The organism is Enterobacter sp. BNK-34 (genome assembly GCF_048684445.1).
GTDB classification, from domain to species: Bacteria; Pseudomonadota; Gammaproteobacteria; order Enterobacterales; family Enterobacteriaceae; genus Enterobacter; species Enterobacter pseudoroggenkampii.
Genome location: NZ_JBLQUA010000001.1, coordinates 314,455 through 334,746, shown reverse-complemented (window position 1 = coordinate 334,746; position 20,292 = coordinate 314,455). Strand labels below are relative to the sequence as shown.

Genomic DNA, 20,292 nt, shown 5'->3' with positions numbered 1-20,292 from the left:
AGGTTATGCGCTATTCACCCGAAGCCCTTAACGCATTTGTCGAGACCGTTGCGGCGGGCTCTTTTTCTGCGGCCGCCCGCCGGCTGCGTAAAAGCCAGTCGACGATCAGCACGTCCATTGCCAATCTTGAAGCCGATCTCGGTTTCGAGCTGTTTGACCGCTCGGCGCGCCAGCCGGTGTTAACGGCCCAGGGGGAACAGGTGCTGGGCTACGTGCAGGCCATCCTGGCCGCCAGCACGCGGCTGGACGAGCTGGCGGTGTCGTTAACGGCGCAAACGGAGGCGCGTCTGACGTTTGTCCTTTCCGATACCCTTAACCCGGACGTGCTGGAAGAGATGATGAAACAGTTTGACGCGCGCTTTCCCCATACGGAATTCGAATGTCTGATTGGCGAGGAGGAGGACGTGATCGATCTGCTGCAAAAGGAGCGAGCGCAGGTTGGCCTCACCGAAGCGCGAGACGGTTATCCTACGGATATCGGCGCCATCCGGCTGCCGATGCAGACCCGCATGGCGATCTATGTCGCGACCACGCATCCGCTGGCCGGACAACATGACGTTCAGCGTGACGAGCTCCACGGCTGGCGAGAGCTGCGGCTGAGCACCTATCTTGAGCGCGAGGCTGAGATCGCGCGCGGGCCCGTCTGGTCAGCACCGAATTACCTGTTACTCTTGAGTATGGCGGTTCAGGGATTTGGCTGGTGCGTCTTGCCGTGCGCGCTGGTGGATGAGTTTGCCGCCGCGAAATCCCTGGTACAGCTCAATGTTCCCGGCTGGCCGCGGGCGATCGGCATCGATCTGCTGTGGAATAAGCGATCCCCTCCCGGCGTTGCCGGAAGCTGGCTGCGGCAGTATCTGCAGGATGCGCGCTGATCCTTGTGATTAAACTCACTATTTTTAAACAATTAAGATAATTGCCAGTAACAATCCTCTACTATCGTCATGTCATTTAACACAGAGGTCGTGATGAAAGATGTCGTAATAGTGGGTGCGTTGCGTACAGCTATCGGCTGTTTTCAGGGAGCGCTTGCGCGTCACTCGGCGGTTGACCTGGGAAGCGTGGTGGTGAAAGCGCTGGTGGAACGTAGCGGGATCGCAGCACATGAAGTTGATGAGGTGATCCTGGGACAGGTCCTCACGGCCGGTGCCGGGCAAAACCCTGCGCGTCAGGCGGCGCTGAAGGGGGGGCTGCCCAATACCGTCTCCGCCATCACCATTAACGACGTCTGTGGCTCAGGATTAAAAGCGCTGCATCTCGCGACGCAGGCCATTCAGTGTGGTGAAGCGGACGTGATCATTGCGGGCGGGCAGGAGAATATGAGCCGCGCGCCGCACGTGTTGACCGACAGCCGTACCGGCGCACAGCTGGGCAACAGTCAGCTGCTCGACAGCCTGGTGCATGACGGGCTGTGGGATGCGTTCAATGACTATCATATGGGCGTGACGGCGGAAAACCTGGCGCGCGAGTACGGCATCAGCCGTGAAGTGCAGGATGCCTACGCGCTGAGCTCGCAGCAAAAAGCGCGTGCGGCGATTGATTCCGGTCGTTTTCGCGACGAAATTGTCCCTGTCAGCACGCAGCGTCAGAGCGGTGAGTTTATTGTCGTGGATACCGATGAACAGCCGCGCACCGACGCCAGTGCTGAAGGGCTGGCGAGGCTGAATCCTGCGTTTGAAATGCAGGGCTCGGTGACGGCGGGAAATGCCTCTTCCATTAACGACGGCGCTGCCGCCGTGATGATGATGAGCGAAAGCAAAGCCCTCGAACTCGATCTTCCCGTGCTGGCCCGCATTAAGGCGTTCGCCAGCGTGGGGGTTGATCCTGCGTTAATGGGGATCGCACCGGTCTACGCGACCCGCCGCTGTCTGGAGCGTGCGGGGTGGCAGCTTTCGGATGTGGATCTGATCGAAGTGAACGAAGCCTATGCCGCGCAGGCGATCTCCGTCGGAAAAATGCTGGAGTGGGATCCCCTTCGGGTCAACGTTAACGGCGGCGCGATCGCGCTGGGCCATCCGATCGGGGCGTCCGGCTGCCGGATCCTGGTTTCGCTGGTCCACGAAATGAAAAAACGCAATGCCCGCAAAGGGATTGCCACGCTCTGTATAGGCGGCGGGCAAGGGGTGGCGCTGGCCATCGAACGCTAACTTCTCCTTATTGAAAATGACCTCCTCCGGGAGGTTTTTTTTCGCGCCCTTTTTCTCCCTACGGTTTAATTGTGATCCGAACATCATTTTCGTCATAAACAAAAATAAAAATGAAACATTGTTTTAAATATAATTGAAAAGCCCGCTTTATGCCGATAGTATGCGTTCAATATGAAAAACGGAACGCTGTTTCGTTTATTTCTGCCTTCGGGCATGACCACATCTGGAGGTTACCGTGGACGTCAGAGAAAGCATCCACAGCGCGCACGCCAAAACGCTGGATACTCAGGGGCTGCGCAAGGCATTTTTAGTCGAGCAGATATTCGAGGCCGACAGGTACACCATGGTCTACAGCCATATCGACCGTATTATTGTGGGCGGCATTATGCCCGTCACGAAAACCGTCTCCGTGGGCGGCGAGGTCGGTAAACAGCTGGGCGTAAATTATTTCCTCGAGCGTCGCGAGCTGGGGGTGATCAACATCGGCGGGCCGGGCACCATCACCGTAGACGGACACTGCTATGAGATTGGCCATCGCGAGGCACTGTACGTGGGTAAAGGGGCGAAAGACGTGGTCTTTGCCAGCATCGACGGCAGCAAGCCTGCGAAGTTTTACTATAACTGCGCGCCGGCTCACGCCACCTGTCCAACAAAAAAAGTGACCCCGGCAGACGTCGCGCCCGTGACGCTGGGCGACAACCTCACCAGCAACCGCCGCACCATCAATAAATACTTCGTGCCGGACGTGCTGGAGACCTGCCAGCTCAGCATGGGATTGACCGAGCTTGCGCCAGGCAACCTGTGGAACACCATGCCGTGCCATACCCACGAGCGCCGAATGGAGGTCTACTTCTACTTCAACATGGAGGAAGACGCCTGCGTGTTCCACATGATGGGACAGCCGCAGGAAACGCGCCATATCGTGATGCACAACGAGCAGGCGGTGATTTCACCGAGCTGGTCTATTCACTCCGGCGTAGGGACGAAAGCTTACACCTTTATCTGGGGAATGGTGGGCGAAAATCAGGTCTTCGATGATATGGACCATGTTGCGGTCAGCGATTTGCGCTAGTCGCGGGCAGTGAAGCATAAACCTGCCTGTGAGTGACAGGCTCTGAAAGAGTAAGGAATAAACATGATTCTGGATGCATTCTCTCTGCAGGGGAAAGTGGCTGTGGTTTCCGGCTGTGACACCGGGCTGGGGCAGGGGATGGCGCTAGGCCTGGCGGAAGCGGGCTGCGATATCGTCGGAATTAATATCGTTGAACCGACTGAAACCCTCGAACGCGTGACGGCGCTGGGCCGCCGTTTCCTGAGCCTGACCGCCGACCTGCGTAAAATCGATGCCATTCCTGAACTGCTGGATCGCGCGGTGGCGGAATTCGGTCATATCGACATTCTGGTCAACAACGCCGGGCTGATTCGCCGCGAAGATGCGATCAGCTTCAGCGAGCGCGACTGGGATGACGTGATGGATTTGAACATCAAGAGCGTATTTTTCATGTCCCAGGCGGCGGCAAAGCACTTTATCGCGCAGGGGAACGGCGGCAAGATCGTGAATATTGCTTCCATGCTCTCGTTCCAGGGCGGCATCCGCGTGCCGTCGTACACCGCGTCCAAAAGCGCCGTGATGGGCGTGACCCGCCTTCTGGCAAACGAGTGGGCGAAGCACAACATCAATGTGAATGCGATTGCGCCGGGCTACATGGCGACCAACAATACGCAGCAGCTGCGTGCAGACGAGCAGCGTAGCGCGGAAATCCTCGATCGTATTCCGGCGGGGCGCTGGGGTCTTCCGCGCGATCTGATGGGGCCGGTGGTCTTTCTGGCCTCGTCGGCATCGGATTACATCAACGGCTACACCGTGGCGGTCGATGGCGGCTGGCTGGCACGTTAATTCCACCTGCATGACGAACCTCTGCCCTCGGGTGGAGGTTTTTTTTGGCTAAAAATTACCATTATCCATATGACATAAGATGAAAAATCCATAATGAGAATTCACGAATGACGCGTATCACATTTTTATTGCTTAAATATTAGGTAATTAATAAAAAACGTGGCAATTTCAGCATTAGTTGAAATTGTAATGTCCATCACAGATCGCGATGCCATAGCGAAATAATCCATATCTTCACGAATTCCCGCCTGACACTTTTCCTCGCTTTCTCGTAATTTCAGTTAACGAATTTTGCTGTTGAGGCAGGAAAAATATGACATCTATCAATGACTCTACCCTAATGCCCGCTGCGCTGCGTGATACCCGGCGCATGAACCAGTTTGTCTCTATTGCCGCCGCCGTGGCGGGCCTGTTATTTGGACTGGATATCGGCGTCATTGCCGGAGCGCTGCCGTTTATTACCGATCACTTTACCCTCAGTAACCGTCTGCAGGAGTGGGTGGTGAGCAGCATGATGCTCGGCGCGGCCATCGGGGCGCTGTTTAACGGCTGGCTGTCGTTCCGCCTGGGGCGCAAATACAGCCTGATGGTCGGGGCGATTCTGTTCGTCGCGGGGTCGATCGGCTCCGCGTTTGCGACAAACGTAGAAGTGCTGCTGCTTTCCCGCGTGCTGCTGGGCGTGGCGGTGGGGATTGCCTCCTACACAGCGCCGCTTTATCTCTCCGAAATGGCGAGTGAAAACGTGCGCGGCAAGATGATCAGCATGTATCAGTTGATGGTCACGCTGGGTATTGTGCTGGCGTTCCTGTCTGACACGTACTTCAGCTACAGCGGCAACTGGCGCGCAATGCTCGGCGTGCTGGCGCTGCCAGCGGTGGTGCTGATTGTCTTAGTGATTTTCCTGCCGAACAGTCCGCGCTGGCTGGCGCAAAAAGGGCGCCACGTGGAGGCAGAAGAGGTCCTGCGCATGCTGCGCGATACCTCGGAGAAAGCGCGGGAAGAGCTGAACGAGATCCGCGAAAGCCTGAAGCTGAAGCAGGGTGGCTGGGCGCTATTTAAGATCAACCGCAACGTGCGCCGGGCGGTCTTCCTCGGCATGTTGCTGCAGGCGATGCAGCAGTTCACCGGCATGAACATCATCATGTACTACGCGCCGCGTATTTTTAAAATGGCCGGGTTCACCACCACGGAACAGCAGATGATCGCCACCCTGGTGGTCGGGCTGACCTTCATGTTCGCCACCTTTATTGCGGTATTCACCGTGGACAAAGCCGGCCGTAAACCTGCGCTGAAGATTGGCTTTAGCGTGATGGCGCTCGGCACGCTGATCCTCGGTTACTGCCTGATGCAATTTGATAACGGCACGGCGTCAAGCGGACTTTCCTGGCTTTCTGTCGGGATGACCATGATGTGCATCGCAGGCTACGCGATGAGCGCCGCGCCCGTGGTGTGGATCCTGTGCTCCGAGATTCAGCCGCTTAAATGCCGTGACTTTGGCATCACCTGTTCCACGACAACCAACTGGGTATCGAACATGATCATCGGCGCGACGTTCCTGACGCTGCTGGACGCGATTGGCGCAGCGGGAACGTTCTGGCTCTATACGGTACTGAATGTGGCATTTATTGGCGTCACGTTCTGGCTGATCCCGGAAACCAAAGGCGTGACGCTGGAACACATCGAGCGCAAGCTGATGGCTGGAGAGAAACTGCGGAACATCGGCGGGTGATTTTTTGCCCGTCCGAAGGTTTTAATTCGTGCCGTAACTGGAAAGGGAAAGGTGGCTTAATCACAATAAAAATGTGACTAAGATCACCACTAACTCTGGTAGGGAGTAGACACAGAGAGGGAACAGGCATTAGGATTTTTCTTATGTTGATGTATTATCGGACCACCGCCATCAATGTTAAGAGATGCGTTGCATCCGGAAAAAGAAGAATCACTATGTCAGAAATGGATTTCAAAAAAAGCACGGACCTCGACTTTCCCCGTTATGCCGGCCCGGCTGTAAGCGCAAAAGAGATCGATCTTCTGGGACTTTTTGAGGTCCTTCTGGCGGCGAAAAAACGTATCGTCGCCATCGTCATTGCTTTCGCGCTGGTGGGGCTGGCCGTTTCATTTTTACTGCCGCAGAAATGGACCAGTAAAGCGGTGATCACCCCGGCAGAGCAGTCGCAGTGGAATCCGCTGCGCCAGATGCTGGTTGCGCTGCAGGTGCTTGACGTGGACGTGAAAATTACCCGTCCAGAAATTTTTGATCTCTTTATTAAAAAGTTTCAGTCGCAGTCATTGCTCGAAGAGTACATGAAATCCTCTCCTTATGTGATATCGCAGCTTAAAGGTGTTGAGGTGGATCCGCTCGATCTGCATCGCGCGATAGTCAACATCTCAGACAGAATGAAAGCGATGAATGACGATCAGGGAAAAGACGCGGATAAAGTGCCTTTTGTCTCCTGGACATTGAGCTTCACTGCACCAACAGCAGGCGATGCGCAAACCGTTTTGGAGGGGTATATCAATTATATCGTGGCTATCGTCGAAAAAGAGACGGTGCAGAATATCCGCAACCAGATCGCCCTGAAAACGAACGTTGTTGAGCAGCAGCTGGAACTGGATCGTGTTCGTCTGACCAATGTTCACAATACCAACCTGCAGCGACTGAATTATTCCCTGGAAGTGGCGAATGCCGCCGGTATCAAGAAGCCGGTCTACAGCAACGGGCAGGCCGTAAAGGATGACCCGGATTATTCCGTTGCGCTCGGTGCTGACGGTATCGCGCAAAAACTGAAGATTGAAAAAAATCTGAAGGACGTGACTGAACTGAATGCGGACTTTCAGAACCGGGAATACTACCTGGCACAGCTGAAAAATCTCTCCTTTGCCGATGTTAAACTTGAGCCATTCAGGTACCAGCTTTCACCCTCCATGCCGGTGAAAAAGGATGGCCCGGGCAAGGCTCTGATTGTCGTTCTGGCGGCGCTTCTTGGGGGCCTGTTTGCCTGCGGTAGCGTGTTACTGCGCGAGGCGATGCACACCCGTACTTCGCCGCCAGAGCCGGTGGCGAAATAAAATCTGCAGTTTAAAAAGGCGCTCAATAGAGCGCCTTTTTTTATGTGCATCGGTTGTGTTAAAAAAAGAGACCAAAGATAAGGAGGGATGATGAAAACGATCGGCCTGTTAGGTGGTATGAGCTGGGAATCAACAATCCCTTATTACCGCCTGATTAATGAAGGGGTAAAGCAGCGTCTGGGTGGTCTGCACTCCGCAAGTCTGCTGCTGCATAGCGTTGATTTCCATGAAATCGAAGCCTGCCAGTCGAGCGGTGAGTGGGATAAAGCCGGAGAGATCCTGGCTCAGGCGGCGCTGGGACTGGAGCGTGCCGGCGCCGAGGGGATAGTGCTGTGTACCAATACCATGCACAAAGTGGCATCGCATATTGAGGACCGCTGCTCGCTGCCGTTTCTGCATATCGCGGACGCGACCGGGCGTGCGATTGCGGCATCCGGAATGCGCCGCGTAGCGCTTTTGGGTACACGCTACACCATGGAGCAGGATTTTTATCGTGGACGTTTGCACAGTGAATTTGGGATAGAAAGCCTGATCCCGGATGAAGAAGATCGGGCGCGCATCAATCAGATTATCTTTGACGAGCTCTGCCTCGGTACCTTCAGCGAAGCTTCCCGCGCGTATTACGTCAGCGTTATCGATAAACTTAGGCTGCAGGGGGCCGAAGGGGTGATTTTCGGCTGCACTGAGATTGGTTTGCTGGTACCCGTCGAGCGAAGCCCTCTCCCGGTATTTGATACCACTGCAATTCATGCCGCCGATGCCGTGGCGTTTATGTTGTCCTGAGCACCCGGTTTAGGTTTACGTGTTGGCGGCGTCATAAGCGGATTGCGCCGCCACAATGGCATCAATATTATTTTCCACCCAGTGCGCAAGCACAGTCACCGTTTCGGTTAACGTCTGGCCAAGCGGCGTCAGGCTGTACTCGACGGTTACAGGTACCGTGGCGAATATCTTTCGCGACACCAGCCCATCACGTTCCAGTTTGCGTAAAGACTGGGTCAGCACCTTTTTGGTGATTCGCTGAATATCACGTTGAAGATGACTAAAGCGCATCGGCCCATTCTCAAGGCGCGCAAGAATTAACAGTGCCCACTTATCGGCGATACGCGCCAGCACGCCGCGGGTCGGGCAGCGTTCATCGAACACGTTGTAAGGAGGCATCTCCTTTTTCAGAACTGCTGTTTGGGTCATGGTGGTTCCCTCGAGGTAACCAGGTGAGATAAAGGTGCCTTCTTACGCCCGTGAATGTTTGCGTGTATAAAACGACGTAAGGTTTCTATTTGATACCAGGGAACCGAAAATGGCAACGGGCTCGCAGAGCAATTTTAAAGTCGTCTTAATCGTTTGACTCACAAGGCAATATTGCATCAGGAGATCTATCATGAGCGTTGTAGTTATCTATTATTCTGGCTACGGCCACACCAAACGCGTTGCTGAAACAGTCGCCGAGGGCGCGCAGGCTGAGCTGATCGCCATTGACAGCAATGGCGATATTCAGGAAAGCGACTGGCAAAAACTTAACGATGCCAGAGCGATTATTTTTGGCGCGCCAACCTACATGGGAAGCGTACCGTGGCAGTTTAAGAAATTCGCTGATGCGACCTCAAAAGCCTGGTTCGTGCGTAGCTGGCAGGACAAAGTGTTCGCGGGCTTCAGCAACAGCGCCAGCCTGAACGGTGATAAGCAGGTGTCGTTGCAATACCTGCAAACGCTGGCCTCTCAGCACGGTGGGATATGGGTGAGCCTGGGGCTGCCGCCGTCAAATACTCTCGCGGCAACCCGTCAGGACATTAATAATCTGGGCGGTTCAGTCGGTTTGCTGGTGCAGTCTCCATCAGATGCTGATGCTGGCGCCATTGCCAGCGGCGATCTGCAAACCGCTGTGAAATTCGGCGAGCGTGTTGCGGCCATCGCGAAACGTTTTAACTGAGTTTTCAGACGCCCTCTGTTCAGTGGGGCGTCTGATTCAACATCTTATTTAGCTGTCCAGCCAACAGACTTAACCCTCCTTGCAGATGTTCACTGAACGCCTCCACCAGCGCCGACGCCGGACGATGCAGTGGGCGGATTAGGTTAACGGTGAAAGGAACTGAGACACTAAACCGACGTACAACAATCCCACTTTCCGCATAATCCAGCGCCGTGAGCGGATTCACCACCGCGACGCCGACGCCTGCGCGTGCCATCGCACAAATCGAGGCCGCGCTGTGCGTTTCTACCACCATTCGGCGTTTGACCTGATGCTCGGCAAACAGCGTATCCAGCAGCTGTCGATAACTGTCGGTCTGCGACAGGCTGATGTAGTTTTCCCCGTGGAAATCCTCCGGTGTAAGCACCGCCTTACCGGCAAGCCGATGCCCGGCGGGCAGAACGCACACTTCATCTAACGAGAGCAACTCCGTGCGCGCCGTTCCCGCTGGCGTGGAGACGGTTTCGGTCAGGCCTAAATCATGGCGCTGAGCCGAAAGCCACTCTTCAAGCAGAGGTGATTCCTGAGGCACGATGGTGAGGCTGACCTCCGGGTATCGGGCCAGAAAGGGTTGCAGCAGCATCGGCAAAAAGGATTGCGAAAAGACGGGCAGGCAGACGATCGACAGCTCGCCCTGACGAAACTCGCGCAGGCTTTCCGCGGCACTCACTATTCTATCCAGCCCGTACCAGGAGCGCTGAACTTCCTCGAACAGGCGTAACCCTTGTACCGTCGGGTGAAGCCTGCCCCGGGTACGTTCGAACAGCTTCAACCCCAGCACTTTCTCGAAGCGCGCCAGCTCGCGGCTCACCGTCGGCTGCGAGGTATGCAGCATCTGTGCGGCTTCGGTGAGATTACCGGTGGTCATCACGGCGTGAAAAATCTCGATATGGCGTAAATTGACGGCGGGCATAGGGCACCTGAAAGCAGAGAACTGACCATATCATTTTTGCATAGACTCGCGATAAAACGATATTTTTTATTCTCTTTGTGCTGTGGCGTAATCATGAAAACGCATTTACCCGGAGAAGACCATGCCACGCCCGCTGAACCAGACTGATACCGATTTGAACGCCGACAACCTGCTGCGCCTGCCCGCCGAATTTGGCTGCCCGGTGTGGGTCTACGACGCGCAGATCGTTCGCGAGAAGATCGCCGCCCTGCATCAGTTTGACGTGGTGCGTTTTGCCCAGAAGGCCTGCTCCAATATCCACATTCTGCGCCTGATGCGTGAGCAGGGCGTGAAGGTGGACTCCGTTTCACTCGGCGAAATCGAGCGCGCGCTGGCGGCCGGATACGATCCGAAAGCCGACGGTGACGCGATCGTCTTTACCGCCGATGTGATCGACGATGCGACGCTGGCGCGCGTCCACGAGCTGCAGATCCCGGTGAATGCCGGCTCTGTGGATATGCTGGAGCAGCTGGGCGAGGTTTCACCCGGCCATCGCGTCTGGCTGCGCGTGAACCCGGGCTTTGGTCATGGCCACAGCCAAAAAACCAATACCGGCGGCGAAAACAGCAAGCACGGGATCTGGTATGCCAATATGCCTGCCGCGCTGGCGGTATTACAGCGCTACGGCCTGAAGCTGGTGGGGATTCATATGCACATTGGCTCTGGCGTCGATTACGGCCACCTGGAGCAGGTGTGCGGCGCGATGGTGCGTCAGGTTGTCGACTTCGGTCAGGATCTGGAGGCGATCTCTGCCGGTGGCGGTCTCTCCATTCCTTATCGCGAGGGCGAAGAGGCGATTGATACCGATCACTATTACGGTCTGTGGAGCGCTGCGCGCGATCAAATCGCCGCGCATTTGGGCCACGCGGTAAAACTGGAAATTGAGCCGGGCCGTTTCCTGGTGGCGGAAGCCGGCGTGCTGGTTTCGCAGGTGCGCAGCGTGAAAGAGATGGGGTCTCGCCACTTCGTATTGATTGACGCAGGCTTTAACGATCTGATGCGTCCGTCCATGTACGGCAGCTATCACCACATTACCGCCCTGGCTGCCGACGGCCGCGATTTATCGCAGGCACCACGCGTTGAGACGGTCGTTGCGGGGCCGCTGTGCGAATCGGGTGACGTGTTTACCCAGCAGGAGGGCGGCAAAGTGGAGACCCGCGCGCTGCCAGAGGTCAAACCGGGTGATTATCTTGTGCTGCACGACACCGGCGCTTACGGGGCGTCTATGTCATCTAACTACAACAGCCGCCCGCTGCTGCCGGAAGTGCTGTTTGATAACGGCAAGGCGCGGCTGATCCGCCGCCGCCAGACCATTCAGGAACTGCTGGCGTTAGAGCTCATCTGATGAAAGTACGGCCCCGTCGTGACCGAATCGCGTAAGACCAGCGTGCCGGTAAACGGCGGGATGGCATCGACCGGCTGGTTTTTTGCCAGCCGGATCGCCTGATCGATGGCCGTGACAATCATATTGTCGATGGGCAGATAAACCGACGAGAGCGCAGGCTCCAGCCATTTCGCGCTTGGGGCGTCGTCAAAGCCGAACAGTGAAATATCCTGCGGGATTTTACGCCCCGCCTGGTGTAACGCTTTGGACGCGCCCAGCGCCATATCGTCGTTACAGGCAAACAGGGCGCTAAACGATACACCGTCGGCAATCAATTCCTTGCACAGCTCATATCCCCCGGTCATTCCCGCATCGCCGTACTTTATCCGACGCTCGTCCAGACGGATGCCGTGCTTTTCCAGCGCCTTGCGATAGCCCATCAGCCTCGCTTTCCCGGTTGGGGTATGGATCGGGACGGTGATACAGGCGATCTCCCGATGGCCCTGTTCGATCAGATAATCCACGGCCTTAAACGCGGCATCCTGCTGTTCGAAGAACACGCAGCGATCCGGCGCCTGGCTCACTTCACGGTTAATGACCACCAGAGGTGTTTTTACGGTGTTCATCAGTTTGATGATCGCTTTTTCGCTCATATAGCGCGTATAAAGCACGATGGCATCGCACTGGCGATCGGCGAGCATCTGCACCGCCTGTTCTTCCTGTTCCGGCGCGTCGTGACCGTCGGTGACGATAAGCTGTTTCCCGTGGGTTTCGGTCTGCCGCGACGCCTGCTGGAGAAGACGGCCAAAGTAAAAGCCGTCGAAGGTCGAGACGACCAGACCAATGCTGTTGCTGGTCTGGTTAGCCAGCGAGCGCGCGAGAAAGTTCGGCCGATAGCCCAGCTCTTCCATCGCCGCAAACACCTGCTGACGCGTACTCTCTTTAACCTGACCCGTGCCGTTCAGCACGCGCGATACCGTGGCCTTTGACACGCCCGCGCGCAGTGAGACATCCAGCATTGTTACCATTCTACATTCCTGCTTTCACGTAATGATCTGCAGTTTAACACAGAGCTTACGCCGTATAAGCGATGCGGGAAGCGCAAAAATTCCGCCACGATCACGCTTTTCGGTAACGATTTGTCTGGCCTGCCTGAAGTAAAACTAAATAGTCTGACTCTGGTAAAATAATCGCCAAAACGAGCTGGAGGCGTCAGGCCAGCCCATTAATGAGAATACGCAGGTGAAACGTGAAAAAGACTGTTATCCTCCCGCTTTACGATGCACCGCAGTATGCTGAGCAGGTTACTGACTGGATCTGGCAGGCCTTTGGCGAAGGGCTTCCCCGGGAATTTTTCCACAGCATCGTTGAGCACAGCCAGACGCCGGGAAAATTACCGCTGACCTTTATTGCCGTAGAAGATCAACAGCTTATTGGCACGGTGGGGATCTGGCGCTGCGATTTGATCACCCGTCAGGATCTCTTTCCGTGGCTGGCGGCGCTGTACGTTGACGACGCGGCGCGAGGCAAGGGGCTGGCAGGAAAGTTACAGCAGCATGTTATTACCTGGGCCGCGCAGGCGGGATATGAAGAACTGTACCTCTGGTCTGCCTGCCGCGACTTCTACGAACGTTACGGCTGGCAGTATATCGGTGATGGGCTGGAATACCCCAACACGCGGGTTCACCTCTACCGTTATTCGCTCTGCGCTTCCGCAGGCGACGCAACGGAGTGACGACGAACCAGCGTCGGGCTAAACAGATGCGTAATATCCGGCGGCTGGCGCTGTTCCGCCAGCGCTAACGCCAGCTCGGCGGCCTGTGTGGCCATGGTGATAATCGGGTAGCGCACGGTGGTCAGGCGTGGGCGCACGTAGCGGGAGACCAGCACGTCGTCGAAGCCAATCAGCGAAATTTCTGCCGGTACCTCAATCCCGTTGTCGTTCAACACCCCCATTGCCCCTGCGGCCATCGAGTCGTTATAGCTGGCAACCGCCGTGAAATTCCGTCCGCGACCCAGCAGCTCGGTCATGGCCTGTTCACCGCCGCTCTCATCCGGTTCGCCATAGGCCACCAGGCGGTCATTGCACGGCAGTCCGTTTTCGCGCAGGGCATCGTAGTAGCCCTGCAGACGGTCTTCTGCATCAGAAATCGGGTGGTTTGAACAGAGATAGCCAATCCGGGTGTGGCCCTGCTGAATCAGATGACGGGTCGCAAGCCACGCGCCGTAGCGGTCGTCGAGCGCCACGCAGCGTTTTTCAAACCCGGGAATAATGCGGTTGATGATGACCATCCCGGGGATCTGCTTCATCAGATGAATCAGTTCGGCATCCGGGATCATTTTGGCGTGTACTACCAGCGCCGCGCAGCGGTGGCGGATCAGCTGCTCGATGGCCTGGCGTTCTTTTTGTTCATTATGATAGCCATTGCCGATCAGCAAAAAATTGCCTGTCTGATAAGAAACCTGCTCAACGGCTTTCACCATCGCGCCGAAAAAGGGATCGGAGACATCTCCTACCACCAGACCAATGGTTTCTGTGGACTGCTGGGCGAGCGCGCGGGCATTGGCATTGGGATGATAGTTCAGGGATTCCATGGCGCTTTGTACCGCCTGGCGTGATGCGTCACTGGCTTTTGGGGAGTCGTTAATCACGCGGGAGACGGTTGCCACCGACACACCTGCCAGACGGGCCACATCCTTTATTGTCGCCATTCATTACCTTCTTATTGGGGGTAAGCGTTTACACACCAAATAGTGTTGCGGAAAAGCGGCGCGCATTCAAGGGGAGCGGATTTCCGCTCTCCACAAACGTGACGCAGAACAACCCTGGCGGTGTAATCGTTACACGCGCAGTCATGTCTGAAGAATGTCAATCTGAACCTTTGGTTACACTTTGCCTCAGGCTGTTGCGATTGTCCGATGGCGAGGATGTTAATGAGATTGATACAGTTGAGATCCCAGAGGTATTGATTGGTGAGAATTCTTAGTACGGTTTCGTACTCATCTCTTGCACCAACCTGCGCGGATGCGCAGGTTTTTTTTCGCCTCCACTTTTGCTGTCGCTCCCGTATCACTTCTCGTGTAATCTGCCACCATTTACTATCAACCCTCCACACTGGCTGGCAAAGGGAGTTGAGATGCTATTTGGGTTCTTCCGTACACTGTTCCGTATTCTCTTTCGCATCCGCGTCACTGGCGATGCCCAGGCGCTTCGCGGCGAACGCGTTCTTATCACACCAAATCATGTTTCCTTTATAGACGGTATCCTGCTGGCGCTGTTTCTGCCCGTGCGCCCGGTATTTGCGGTCTATACCTCCATCAGCCAGCAGTGGTACATGCGCTGGCTCACGCCGCTGATTGATTTTGTGCCGCTCGACCCGACAAAGCCGATGATGATTAAGCATCTGGTGCGTCTGGTCGAGCAGGGTCGTCCGGTGGTCATTTTCCCGGAAGGGCGTATCTCCGTGACCGGTTCGCTGATGAAAATCTACGACGGTGCGGGGTTTGTCGCGGCGAAGTCAAAAGCGACCGTGGTGCCGCTGCGAATTGAAGGCGCAGAGCTGACCCATTTCAGCCGTCTGAAGGGACTGGTGAAGCAGCGTCTGTTCCCCAAAATCACGCTGCATATTCTGCCGCCAACGTCGTTACCGATGCCCGACGCGCCGCGTGCCCGCGATCGCCGTAAAATCGCCGGGGAAATGCTGCACCAGATTATGATGGAAGCGCGCATGGCCGTGCGTCCGCGCGAAACGCTGTACGAATCTCTGCTTTCCGCGCAGCACCGCTATGGCGCGAAGAAAAACTGCATCGAAGACATCAACTTTACCCCGGATACCTATCGCAAACTGCTGACCAAGACCCTGTTTGTGGGCCGCATTCTTGAGAAGTACAGCAAAAAGGGCGAAAAGATTGGCCTGATGCTGCCTAACGCGGGCATCAGCGCGGCGGTGATTTTCGGCGCGGTTTCCCGGGGCCGGATCCCGGCGATGATGAACTACACGGCGGGCGTGAAAGGGCTGACCAGCGCCATCACCGCTGCCCAGATTAATACCATCTTTACCTCTCGTCAGTTCCTGGACAAAGGCAAGCTCTGGCATCTTCCCGAGCAGCTCACCCAGGTGCGCTGGGTCTTCCTGGAGGATCTGAAAGCCGACGTGACCACCGGCGACAAGCTGTGGATTTTTGCTCACCTGCTGATGCCGCGTCTGGCACAGGTCAAACAGCAGCCGGAAGATGACGCCATTATCCTCTTCACGTCGGGATCGGAGGGCAACCCGAAAGGCGTCGTCCACAGCCACAAGAGCATTCTGGCGAACGTTGAGCAGATCAAAAGCATTGCTGACTTTACCGCGGATGACCGTTTTATGTCGGCGCTGCCGCTGTTCCACTCCTTTGGCCTGACGGTGGGGCTGTTTACACCGCTGCTGACCGGCGCAGAAGTGTTCCTCTATCCAAGCCCGCTGCATTACCGGATTGTGCCGGAGCTGGTGTATGACCGTAACTGCACCGTCCTGTTCGGCACCTCAACGTTCCTCGGCAACTATGCGCGTTTCGCCAATCCGTATGACTTCTATCGCGTGCGGTATGTGGTGGCCGGTGCGGAAAAACTGCAGGAGAGCACGCGTCAGATCTGGCAGGACAAGTTTGGCCTGCGCATTCTCGAAGGGTATGGCGTTACCGAGTGTGCGCCCGTGGTCTCGATTAACGTGCCGATGGCGGCGAAACCGGGCACGGTTGGCCGAATTCTGCCGGGGATGGACGCGCGTCTGCTGGCCGTGCCGGGCATTGAGGACGGTGGCCGTCTGCAGCTCAAAGGGCCAAACGTGATGAACGGGTATCTGCGCGTGGAAAACCCGGGCGTGCTGGAGGTGCCCACAGCTGAAAACGTCAACGGCGAGGTTGAAACCGGCTGGTACGACACCGGTGATATCGTCCGTTTTGATGAACAGGGCTTTGTACAGATTCAAGGACGCGCGAAACGCTTCGCCAAAATCGCCGGTGAAATGGTCTCTCTGGAAATGGTTGAGCAGCTGGCGACGGCCGTGTCCACGGATAAGATGCACGCCACGGTGGTGAAGAGCGATGCCAGCAAAGGTGAGGCGCTGGTACTGTTTACGACCGACGGTGAGCTGAAGCGCGACAGGTTACTGAGCTATGCGCGTGAACACGGTATTCCTGAACTGGCCGTGCCGCGCGATATTCGCTACCTGAAACAGCTCCCTGTGCTGGGTAGCGGGAAGCCCGATTTCGTGACCCTGAAAGGCATGGTTGAAGAGGCGGAACAGCAAAATGCATGAGTCAGTACACACTAACACATCGCTCAGGTCGAAAGGCATGATGGCCGTCATCGCCGCACAGTTTCTCTCTGCGTTCGGCGATAACGCGCTGCTGTTTGCCACGCTGGCGCTGCTGAAAGCCGAGTTTTACCCCGACTGGAGTCAGCCGATCCTGCAGATGGTGTTTGTGGGCGCTTACATTATCTTTGCTCCGTTCGTCGGGCAGGTGGCGGACAGCTTCCCCAAAGGTCGGGTAATGATGTTTGCCAATGGCCTCAAGCTGCTGGGTGCGGCCAGCATTTGCTTTGGCTTTAATCCGTTTATTGGCTATACGCTGGTGGGCATTGGCGCCGCCGCCTACTCCCCGGCGAAGTATGGCATTCTCGGCGAGCTGACCACCGGGGATAAGCTGGTGAAAGCCAACGGTCTGATGGAGTCGTCAACCATTGCCGCTATCCTGCTCGGATCCGTTGCGGGCGGCGTGCTGGCCGACTGGCATGTCCTGGCGGCACTGGGCGTATGCGCGGCGGTGTATGGCGGGGCGGTCGTGGCGAACCTGTTTATTCCTAAGCTGCCGGTGGCTCGCCCGGGGCAATCCTGGCGTTTTAAACCGATGACCGGCAGCTTCTTTACCGCCTGCCGCGTGCTGTGGCGTAACGGTGAAACGCGTTTTTCCCTGATGGGGACCAGTATGTTCTGGGGGGCGGGCGTCACGCTGCGCTTCCTGCTGGTGCTGTGGGTGCCGGTGGCGCTGGGGATTACTGACAACGCGACGCCGACCTATCTGAATGCGATGGTGGCCATCGGCATTGTGGTGGGGGCTGGCGCGGCGGCGAAGCTGGTAACGCTCGAGACGGTCGCACGCTGCATGCCCGCAGGGATCCTGATTGGCGTCGTGGTGCTGATCTTCTCGCTGCAGCATGCGTTATTGCCCGCGTATGTCCTCCTCATCTTGATTGGTATTCTGGGGGGCTTCTTCGTGGTGCCACTGAACGCGTTACTGCAGGAGCGGGGCAAGCAGACCGTCGGGGCAGGCAATGCCATCGCGGTACAAAACCTGGGGGAAAACCTGGCAATGCTGTTAATGCTGGGGCTCTACTCGCTGGCGGTAAAAGTGGGCGTGCCGGTGGTGGGGATTGGCGTCGGGTTTGGTGGGCTGTTTGCGCTGGCGATTGTGGGTTTGTGGATCTGGCAACGTCGCCGCTGATAAGTGCGGCCTGATGCCCTCACCCCGGCCCTCTCCCACAGGGAGAGGGAGCAAACCCTAAAAACGGCAACGTGCGTTGCCGTTTTGCTTTTATTACGGTGCGGGATACGTATAAACCTGATGCACCGCTTCAATCTCCGCTAACACCTCTTCACTCAGGTTCAGATTGAAACTCGCAATATTGGTTTTCAACTGCTCCATCGTGGTCGCGCCCAGCAGGGTGCTGGCAACAAACGGCTGACGACGCACGAAGGCCAGCGCCATCTGCGCAGGGTCAAGACCGTGACGCTTCGCGATATCCACATAGGCGGCAACGGCTTTCTGCGTCTGCTCGCCGCTGTAACGGGTAAAGCGGCTAAAGAGGGTGTTACGCGCCCCGGCCGGTTTCGCACCGTTCAGGTATTTCCCCGTCAGCGTGCCGAAGCCGAGACAGGAGTAGGCGAGCAGTTCCACTTCTTCATACTGCGTCACTTCGGCCAGACCCACTTCATAGCTGCGGTTAAGCAGGCTGTACGGGTTCTGAATAGTCACGATACGCGGCAGATCGTGTTTATCCGCCAGGTGCAGATAGCGCATGACCCCAAAGGCCGTTTCGTTAGAGACGCCAATATAGCGGATTTTTCCCGCGCGCTGGCATTCGGTCAGCGCTTCCAGCGTTTCCAGCAGCGTCACGGCGGGGGCGCTCTCATTCCAGGTGTAGCCGAGCTTACCAAAGCAGTTGGTTGGGCGCTGAGGCCAGTGCACCTGATACAGATCGAGATAGTCGGTTTGCAGGCGCTTCAGGCTGGCGTCCAGCGCAGCGCGAATATTCTTGCGATCGAGGATCTGATTCGGGCGGATCCCGGTATCGTTGTTGCGTGCGGGGCCACTGACTTTTGAGGCAATCACCAGCTTTTCACGGTTGCCGTGTTTTGCCAGCCAGTTACCGACGTAGGTTTCGGTAAGTCCCTGCGTTTCCGGACATGGCGGAACAGGGTACATCTCCGCGACATCAATCAGGTTAATCCCCTGGCTGACGGCGTAATCGAGTTGTGCATGGGCATCGGCTTCGCTGTTTTGTTCACCAAATGTCATCGTGCCCAACCCCAGTTGGCTTATTTCCAGAGCGCTGTGGGGGATACGGTGATAATGCATAGCCGGCTTCCTCAGTAGACTTATAGACCGCGTCAGGGCGTGCCCGACAAAGGAATATAAACATGGCAGAGGGGAAGCAAAAGGGGAAGAAAAAAATCAAAAAGGTCAGCAAGCGACTGACCTCTCTCTGTTTATCGCTCGATAATTTGCGATACTTCGTCGCGATTGATCTGCATTTTATTGCCTTCCTGGTCGCGGTAGCTGACCAGACCGGTATCATCGTCAACTTCGGGTTTTCCGTCGGTCAGGATCATTCGACCGTCTTTTGTCGCCATGACGTAATCGCTGCTACAGCCCGATACGGCAAACGCTAAACCGACTGCTGAAACTAACACTGCCCATTTTTTCATCGTTATCGTCCTCATCTGGATCTGGCGCGTATCAAATCATAATCTAGTATTAACCCGATATGGCGACTTGAGGAAGCAGTAAAATCTTAAAAAGCAGTCGATTATGTTTGAGAGCTCGCAAAATAAGTAAAAAACTATGTTTTTAACAGGAAATGACGTGCCAGGAGCGCGCCGGTGAAATTCTTTTTAAGATAAAAACCGCGCGGCAACGTCAGTATCGGCTCACCCTGTGCGCCGATGGCCTCGGTAAGCGCTTTACTGTTGGCCGCTTTCGGACGCAGCTGTAAAACTTCTCCGTGTCGGGCGGTGATGCGCTCTACCTGCCCAAGAACGATCATGTCCATCAGCTCCTCCCAGTCCAGCCGAAGCTGATGCTCTTCATCCTCGTTCGGGCTCCAGAGCAGCGGCGCGCCAACGCGACGGTCGGCCAGGGGGATCTGTCGCTCGCCTTCAACCGGTACCCACAACACGCGCTTCAGCTTGTGGCGAACGTGGCTGGTTTCCCACGTCACGCCGGTGTTGCCGGTTAATGGCGCAACGCAGACAAAGGTGGTCTCAAGCGGCTTGCCCTGGCTATCTATTGGGATGGTTTTTAACTCCACGCCAAGTGCTGCAAAATCCTGCTCGGGTTTGCTCCCTGCGCTGGCACCCAGCCACAGCTCAAGCAGCATGCCGATCCAGCCTTTATCCCGCTTAAGATCCTTTGGGATCGGAAGCCCTGCCATTGCCGCCAGCTCGCCAAGCGAAAAGCCCGCAAGACGCTGTGCCTGCTGGAGCAACTGGCCCTCGCTGGACGGCGGTGAGAGCAAGGGTGTAAGCGGATGCATGACGGTAACCTTTTGATTAAAAAATAAACGAAGAAATTGTCCCCTGTGGATAGAGTTTAACTATTTCTGTACCAATATTCCATGTATATGATTTATAGGTTTTTTTATGGGTTTGAAATCGTTTCACCCGAGTCAGAAAACCG

At 56.1% G+C, this 20,292-nt stretch carries 19 protein-coding genes; 12 read left to right on the top strand and 7 right to left on the bottom strand.

Annotated elements, in window-relative coordinates; all coding sequences use genetic code 11:
* Positions 1 to 5: 5 nt before the first annotated feature.
* The 7 genes from ACMGG5_RS01705 (at position 6) to ACMGG5_RS01675 (ending at position 7,893) form a co-directional block, all read left to right on the top strand.
* Positions 6 to 872 (top strand): LysR family transcriptional regulator, encoded by an 867-nt coding sequence (locus ACMGG5_RS01705; RefSeq protein WP_032648159.1) that lies wholly within the window; start codon positions 6 to 8, stop codon positions 870 to 872.
* Between the two features lie 93 nt (positions 873 to 965).
* Positions 966 to 2,144 (top strand): acetyl-CoA C-acetyltransferase, encoded by a 1,179-nt coding sequence (locus tag ACMGG5_RS01700; protein WP_024909316.1) that lies wholly within the window; start codon positions 966 to 968, stop codon positions 2,142 to 2,144.
* Positions 2,145 to 2,379: 235 nt separating this feature from the next.
* Positions 2,380 to 3,216 carry a 5-dehydro-4-deoxy-D-glucuronate isomerase gene (gene kduI / locus ACMGG5_RS01695; RefSeq protein ID WP_061714518.1) on the top strand — a complete coding sequence of 279 codons (837 nt, stop codon included), beginning with the start codon at positions 2,380 to 2,382 and terminating at the stop codon, positions 3,214 to 3,216.
* A 63-nt stretch (positions 3,217 to 3,279) separates the two neighbouring features.
* Complete coding sequence (gene kduD / locus ACMGG5_RS01690; protein ID WP_024909314.1) at positions 3,280 to 4,041, top strand: 2-dehydro-3-deoxy-D-gluconate 5-dehydrogenase KduD; 762 nt, start codon at positions 3,280 to 3,282, stop codon at positions 4,039 to 4,041.
* Between the two features lie 313 nt (positions 4,042 to 4,354).
* Positions 4,355 to 5,770: a sugar porter family MFS transporter gene (locus ACMGG5_RS01685; protein ID WP_024909313.1), complete on the top strand. Its 1,416-nt coding sequence runs from the start codon at positions 4,355 to 4,357 to the stop codon at positions 5,768 to 5,770.
* A 215-nt stretch (positions 5,771 to 5,985) separates the two neighbouring features.
* Positions 5,986 to 7,110 (top strand): LPS O-antigen length regulator Wzz(fepE), encoded by a 1,125-nt coding sequence (wzz(fepE), locus tag ACMGG5_RS01680; RefSeq protein WP_420277409.1) that lies wholly within the window; start codon positions 5,986 to 5,988, stop codon positions 7,108 to 7,110.
* A 90-nt stretch (positions 7,111 to 7,200) separates the two neighbouring features.
* Positions 7,201 to 7,893, top strand: a complete 693-nt coding sequence (locus tag ACMGG5_RS01675) for an aspartate/glutamate racemase (RefSeq protein WP_420278595.1) — start codon at positions 7,201 to 7,203, stop codon at positions 7,891 to 7,893.
* 15 nt (positions 7,894 to 7,908) lie between these two features.
* Here ACMGG5_RS01675 and ACMGG5_RS01670 read toward each other — a convergent pair whose 3' ends face one another.
* Positions 7,909 to 8,301 (bottom strand): winged helix-turn-helix transcriptional regulator, encoded by a 393-nt coding sequence (locus tag ACMGG5_RS01670; protein WP_073961475.1) that lies wholly within the window; start codon positions 8,299 to 8,301, stop codon positions 7,909 to 7,911.
* Positions 8,302 to 8,491: 190 nt separating this feature from the next.
* Between ACMGG5_RS01670 and ACMGG5_RS01665 the strand changes: the two genes are divergently transcribed.
* Positions 8,492 to 9,040, top strand: a complete 549-nt coding sequence (locus ACMGG5_RS01665) for a flavodoxin family protein (protein ID WP_032645441.1) — start codon at positions 8,492 to 8,494, stop codon at positions 9,038 to 9,040.
* A gap of 19 nt (positions 9,041 to 9,059) precedes the next feature.
* Here the strand turns inward: ACMGG5_RS01665 and ACMGG5_RS01660 are convergent, their stop codons facing one another.
* Positions 9,060 to 9,992, bottom strand: a complete 933-nt coding sequence (locus ACMGG5_RS01660; RefSeq protein WP_407859004.1) for a LysR family transcriptional regulator — start codon at positions 9,990 to 9,992, stop codon at positions 9,060 to 9,062.
* Between the two features lie 121 nt (positions 9,993 to 10,113).
* On the opposite strand from ACMGG5_RS01660, the gene lysA reads away from it, so the two are divergent.
* Entirely contained in the window at positions 10,114 to 11,376 is a 1,263-nt protein-coding gene (gene lysA / locus ACMGG5_RS01655; RefSeq protein ID WP_420277408.1) for a diaminopimelate decarboxylase, read from the top strand.
* On the opposite strand, the gene ACMGG5_RS01650 is transcribed toward lysA, so the two are convergent.
* Positions 11,346 to 12,383 carry a LacI family DNA-binding transcriptional regulator gene (locus ACMGG5_RS01650; RefSeq protein WP_032648146.1) on the bottom strand — a complete coding sequence of 346 codons (1,038 nt, stop codon included), beginning with the start codon at positions 12,381 to 12,383 and terminating at the stop codon, positions 11,346 to 11,348. The genes lysA and ACMGG5_RS01650 overlap by 31 nt on opposite strands.
* Positions 12,384 to 12,604: 221 nt before the next feature.
* Between ACMGG5_RS01650 and ACMGG5_RS01645 the strand changes: the two genes are divergently transcribed.
* Complete coding sequence (locus tag ACMGG5_RS01645; protein WP_420277406.1) at positions 12,605 to 13,090, top strand: GNAT family N-acetyltransferase; 486 nt, start codon at positions 12,605 to 12,607, stop codon at positions 13,088 to 13,090.
* Here ACMGG5_RS01645 and galR read toward each other — a convergent pair.
* Positions 13,051 to 14,067 carry an HTH-type transcriptional regulator GalR gene (gene galR, locus ACMGG5_RS01640; RefSeq protein ID WP_048990698.1) on the bottom strand — a complete coding sequence of 339 codons (1,017 nt, stop codon included), beginning with the start codon at positions 14,065 to 14,067 and terminating at the stop codon, positions 13,051 to 13,053. The genes ACMGG5_RS01645 and galR overlap by 40 nt on opposite strands.
* A 425-nt stretch (positions 14,068 to 14,492) precedes the next feature.
* Between galR and aas the strand changes: the two genes are divergently transcribed.
* Entirely contained in the window at positions 14,493 to 16,652 is a 2,160-nt protein-coding gene (gene aas, locus ACMGG5_RS01635) for a bifunctional acyl-ACP--phospholipid O-acyltransferase/long-chain-fatty-acid--ACP ligase (protein WP_407820475.1), read from the top strand.
* Positions 16,645 to 17,838, top strand: a complete 1,194-nt coding sequence (lplT, locus tag ACMGG5_RS01630; protein WP_420277405.1) for a lysophospholipid transporter LplT — start codon at positions 16,645 to 16,647, stop codon at positions 17,836 to 17,838. Before aas ends, lplT begins: the two co-directional genes overlap by 8 nt.
* 93 nt (positions 17,839 to 17,931) lie before the next feature.
* On the opposite strand, the gene ACMGG5_RS01625 is transcribed toward lplT, so the two are convergent.
* The 3 genes from ACMGG5_RS01625 to mutH form a co-directional block, all read right to left on the bottom strand.
* Entirely contained in the window at positions 17,932 to 18,972 is a 1,041-nt protein-coding gene (locus ACMGG5_RS01625) for an NADP(H)-dependent aldo-keto reductase (RefSeq protein ID WP_420277403.1), read from the bottom strand.
* Between the two features lie 131 nt (positions 18,973 to 19,103).
* Complete coding sequence (locus tag ACMGG5_RS01620; protein WP_008499668.1) at positions 19,104 to 19,322, bottom strand: YgdI/YgdR family lipoprotein; 219 nt, start codon at positions 19,320 to 19,322, stop codon at positions 19,104 to 19,106.
* A 134-nt stretch (positions 19,323 to 19,456) separates the two neighbouring features.
* Complete coding sequence (gene mutH, locus ACMGG5_RS01615) at positions 19,457 to 20,149, bottom strand: DNA mismatch repair endonuclease MutH (RefSeq protein ID WP_032648136.1); 693 nt, start codon at positions 20,147 to 20,149, stop codon at positions 19,457 to 19,459.
* Between the last annotated feature and the right edge of the window lie 143 nt (positions 20,150 to 20,292).

Excerpts from the sequence above, each read along its gene's own strand:
- ACMGG5_RS01705 (WP_032648159.1), top strand. The coding sequence starts at position 6 with ATGCGCTATTCACCCGAAGCCCTTAACGCATTTGTCGAGACCGTTGCG.
- ACMGG5_RS01700 (WP_024909316.1), top strand. The coding sequence starts at position 966 with ATGAAAGATGTCGTAATAGTGGGTGCGTTGCGTACAGCTATCGGCTGT.
- kduD (WP_024909314.1), top strand. The coding sequence starts at position 3,280 with ATGATTCTGGATGCATTCTCTCTGCAGGGGAAAGTGGCTGTGGTTTCC.
- ACMGG5_RS01685 (WP_024909313.1), top strand. The coding sequence starts at position 4,355 with ATGACATCTATCAATGACTCTACCCTAATGCCCGCTGCGCTGCGTGAT.
- ACMGG5_RS01675 (WP_420278595.1), top strand. The coding sequence starts at position 7,201 with ATGAAAACGATCGGCCTGTTAGGTGGTATGAGCTGGGAATCAACAATC.
- ACMGG5_RS01670 (WP_073961475.1), bottom strand. The coding sequence starts at position 8,301 with ATGACCCAAACAGCAGTTCTGAAAAAGGAGATGCCTCCTTACAACGTG.
- ACMGG5_RS01665 (WP_032645441.1), top strand. The coding sequence starts at position 8,492 with ATGAGCGTTGTAGTTATCTATTATTCTGGCTACGGCCACACCAAACGC.
- ACMGG5_RS01660 (WP_407859004.1), bottom strand. The coding sequence starts at position 9,992 with ATGCCCGCCGTCAATTTACGCCATATCGAGATTTTTCACGCCGTGATG.
- lysA (WP_420277408.1), top strand. The coding sequence starts at position 10,114 with ATGCCACGCCCGCTGAACCAGACTGATACCGATTTGAACGCCGACAAC.
- ACMGG5_RS01650 (WP_032648146.1), bottom strand. The coding sequence starts at position 12,383 with ATGGTAACAATGCTGGATGTCTCACTGCGCGCGGGCGTGTCAAAGGCC.
- galR (WP_048990698.1), bottom strand. The coding sequence starts at position 14,067 with ATGGCGACAATAAAGGATGTGGCCCGTCTGGCAGGTGTGTCGGTGGCA.
- aas (WP_407820475.1), top strand. The coding sequence starts at position 14,493 with ATGCTATTTGGGTTCTTCCGTACACTGTTCCGTATTCTCTTTCGCATC.
- lplT (WP_420277405.1), top strand. The coding sequence starts at position 16,645 with ATGCATGAGTCAGTACACACTAACACATCGCTCAGGTCGAAAGGCATG.
- ACMGG5_RS01625 (WP_420277403.1), bottom strand. The coding sequence starts at position 18,972 with ATGCATTATCACCGTATCCCCCACAGCGCTCTGGAAATAAGCCAACTG.
- ACMGG5_RS01620 (WP_008499668.1), bottom strand. The coding sequence starts at position 19,322 with ATGAAAAAATGGGCAGTGTTAGTTTCAGCAGTCGGTTTAGCGTTTGCC.
- mutH (WP_032648136.1), bottom strand. The coding sequence starts at position 20,149 with ATGCATCCGCTTACACCCTTGCTCTCACCGCCGTCCAGCGAGGGCCAG.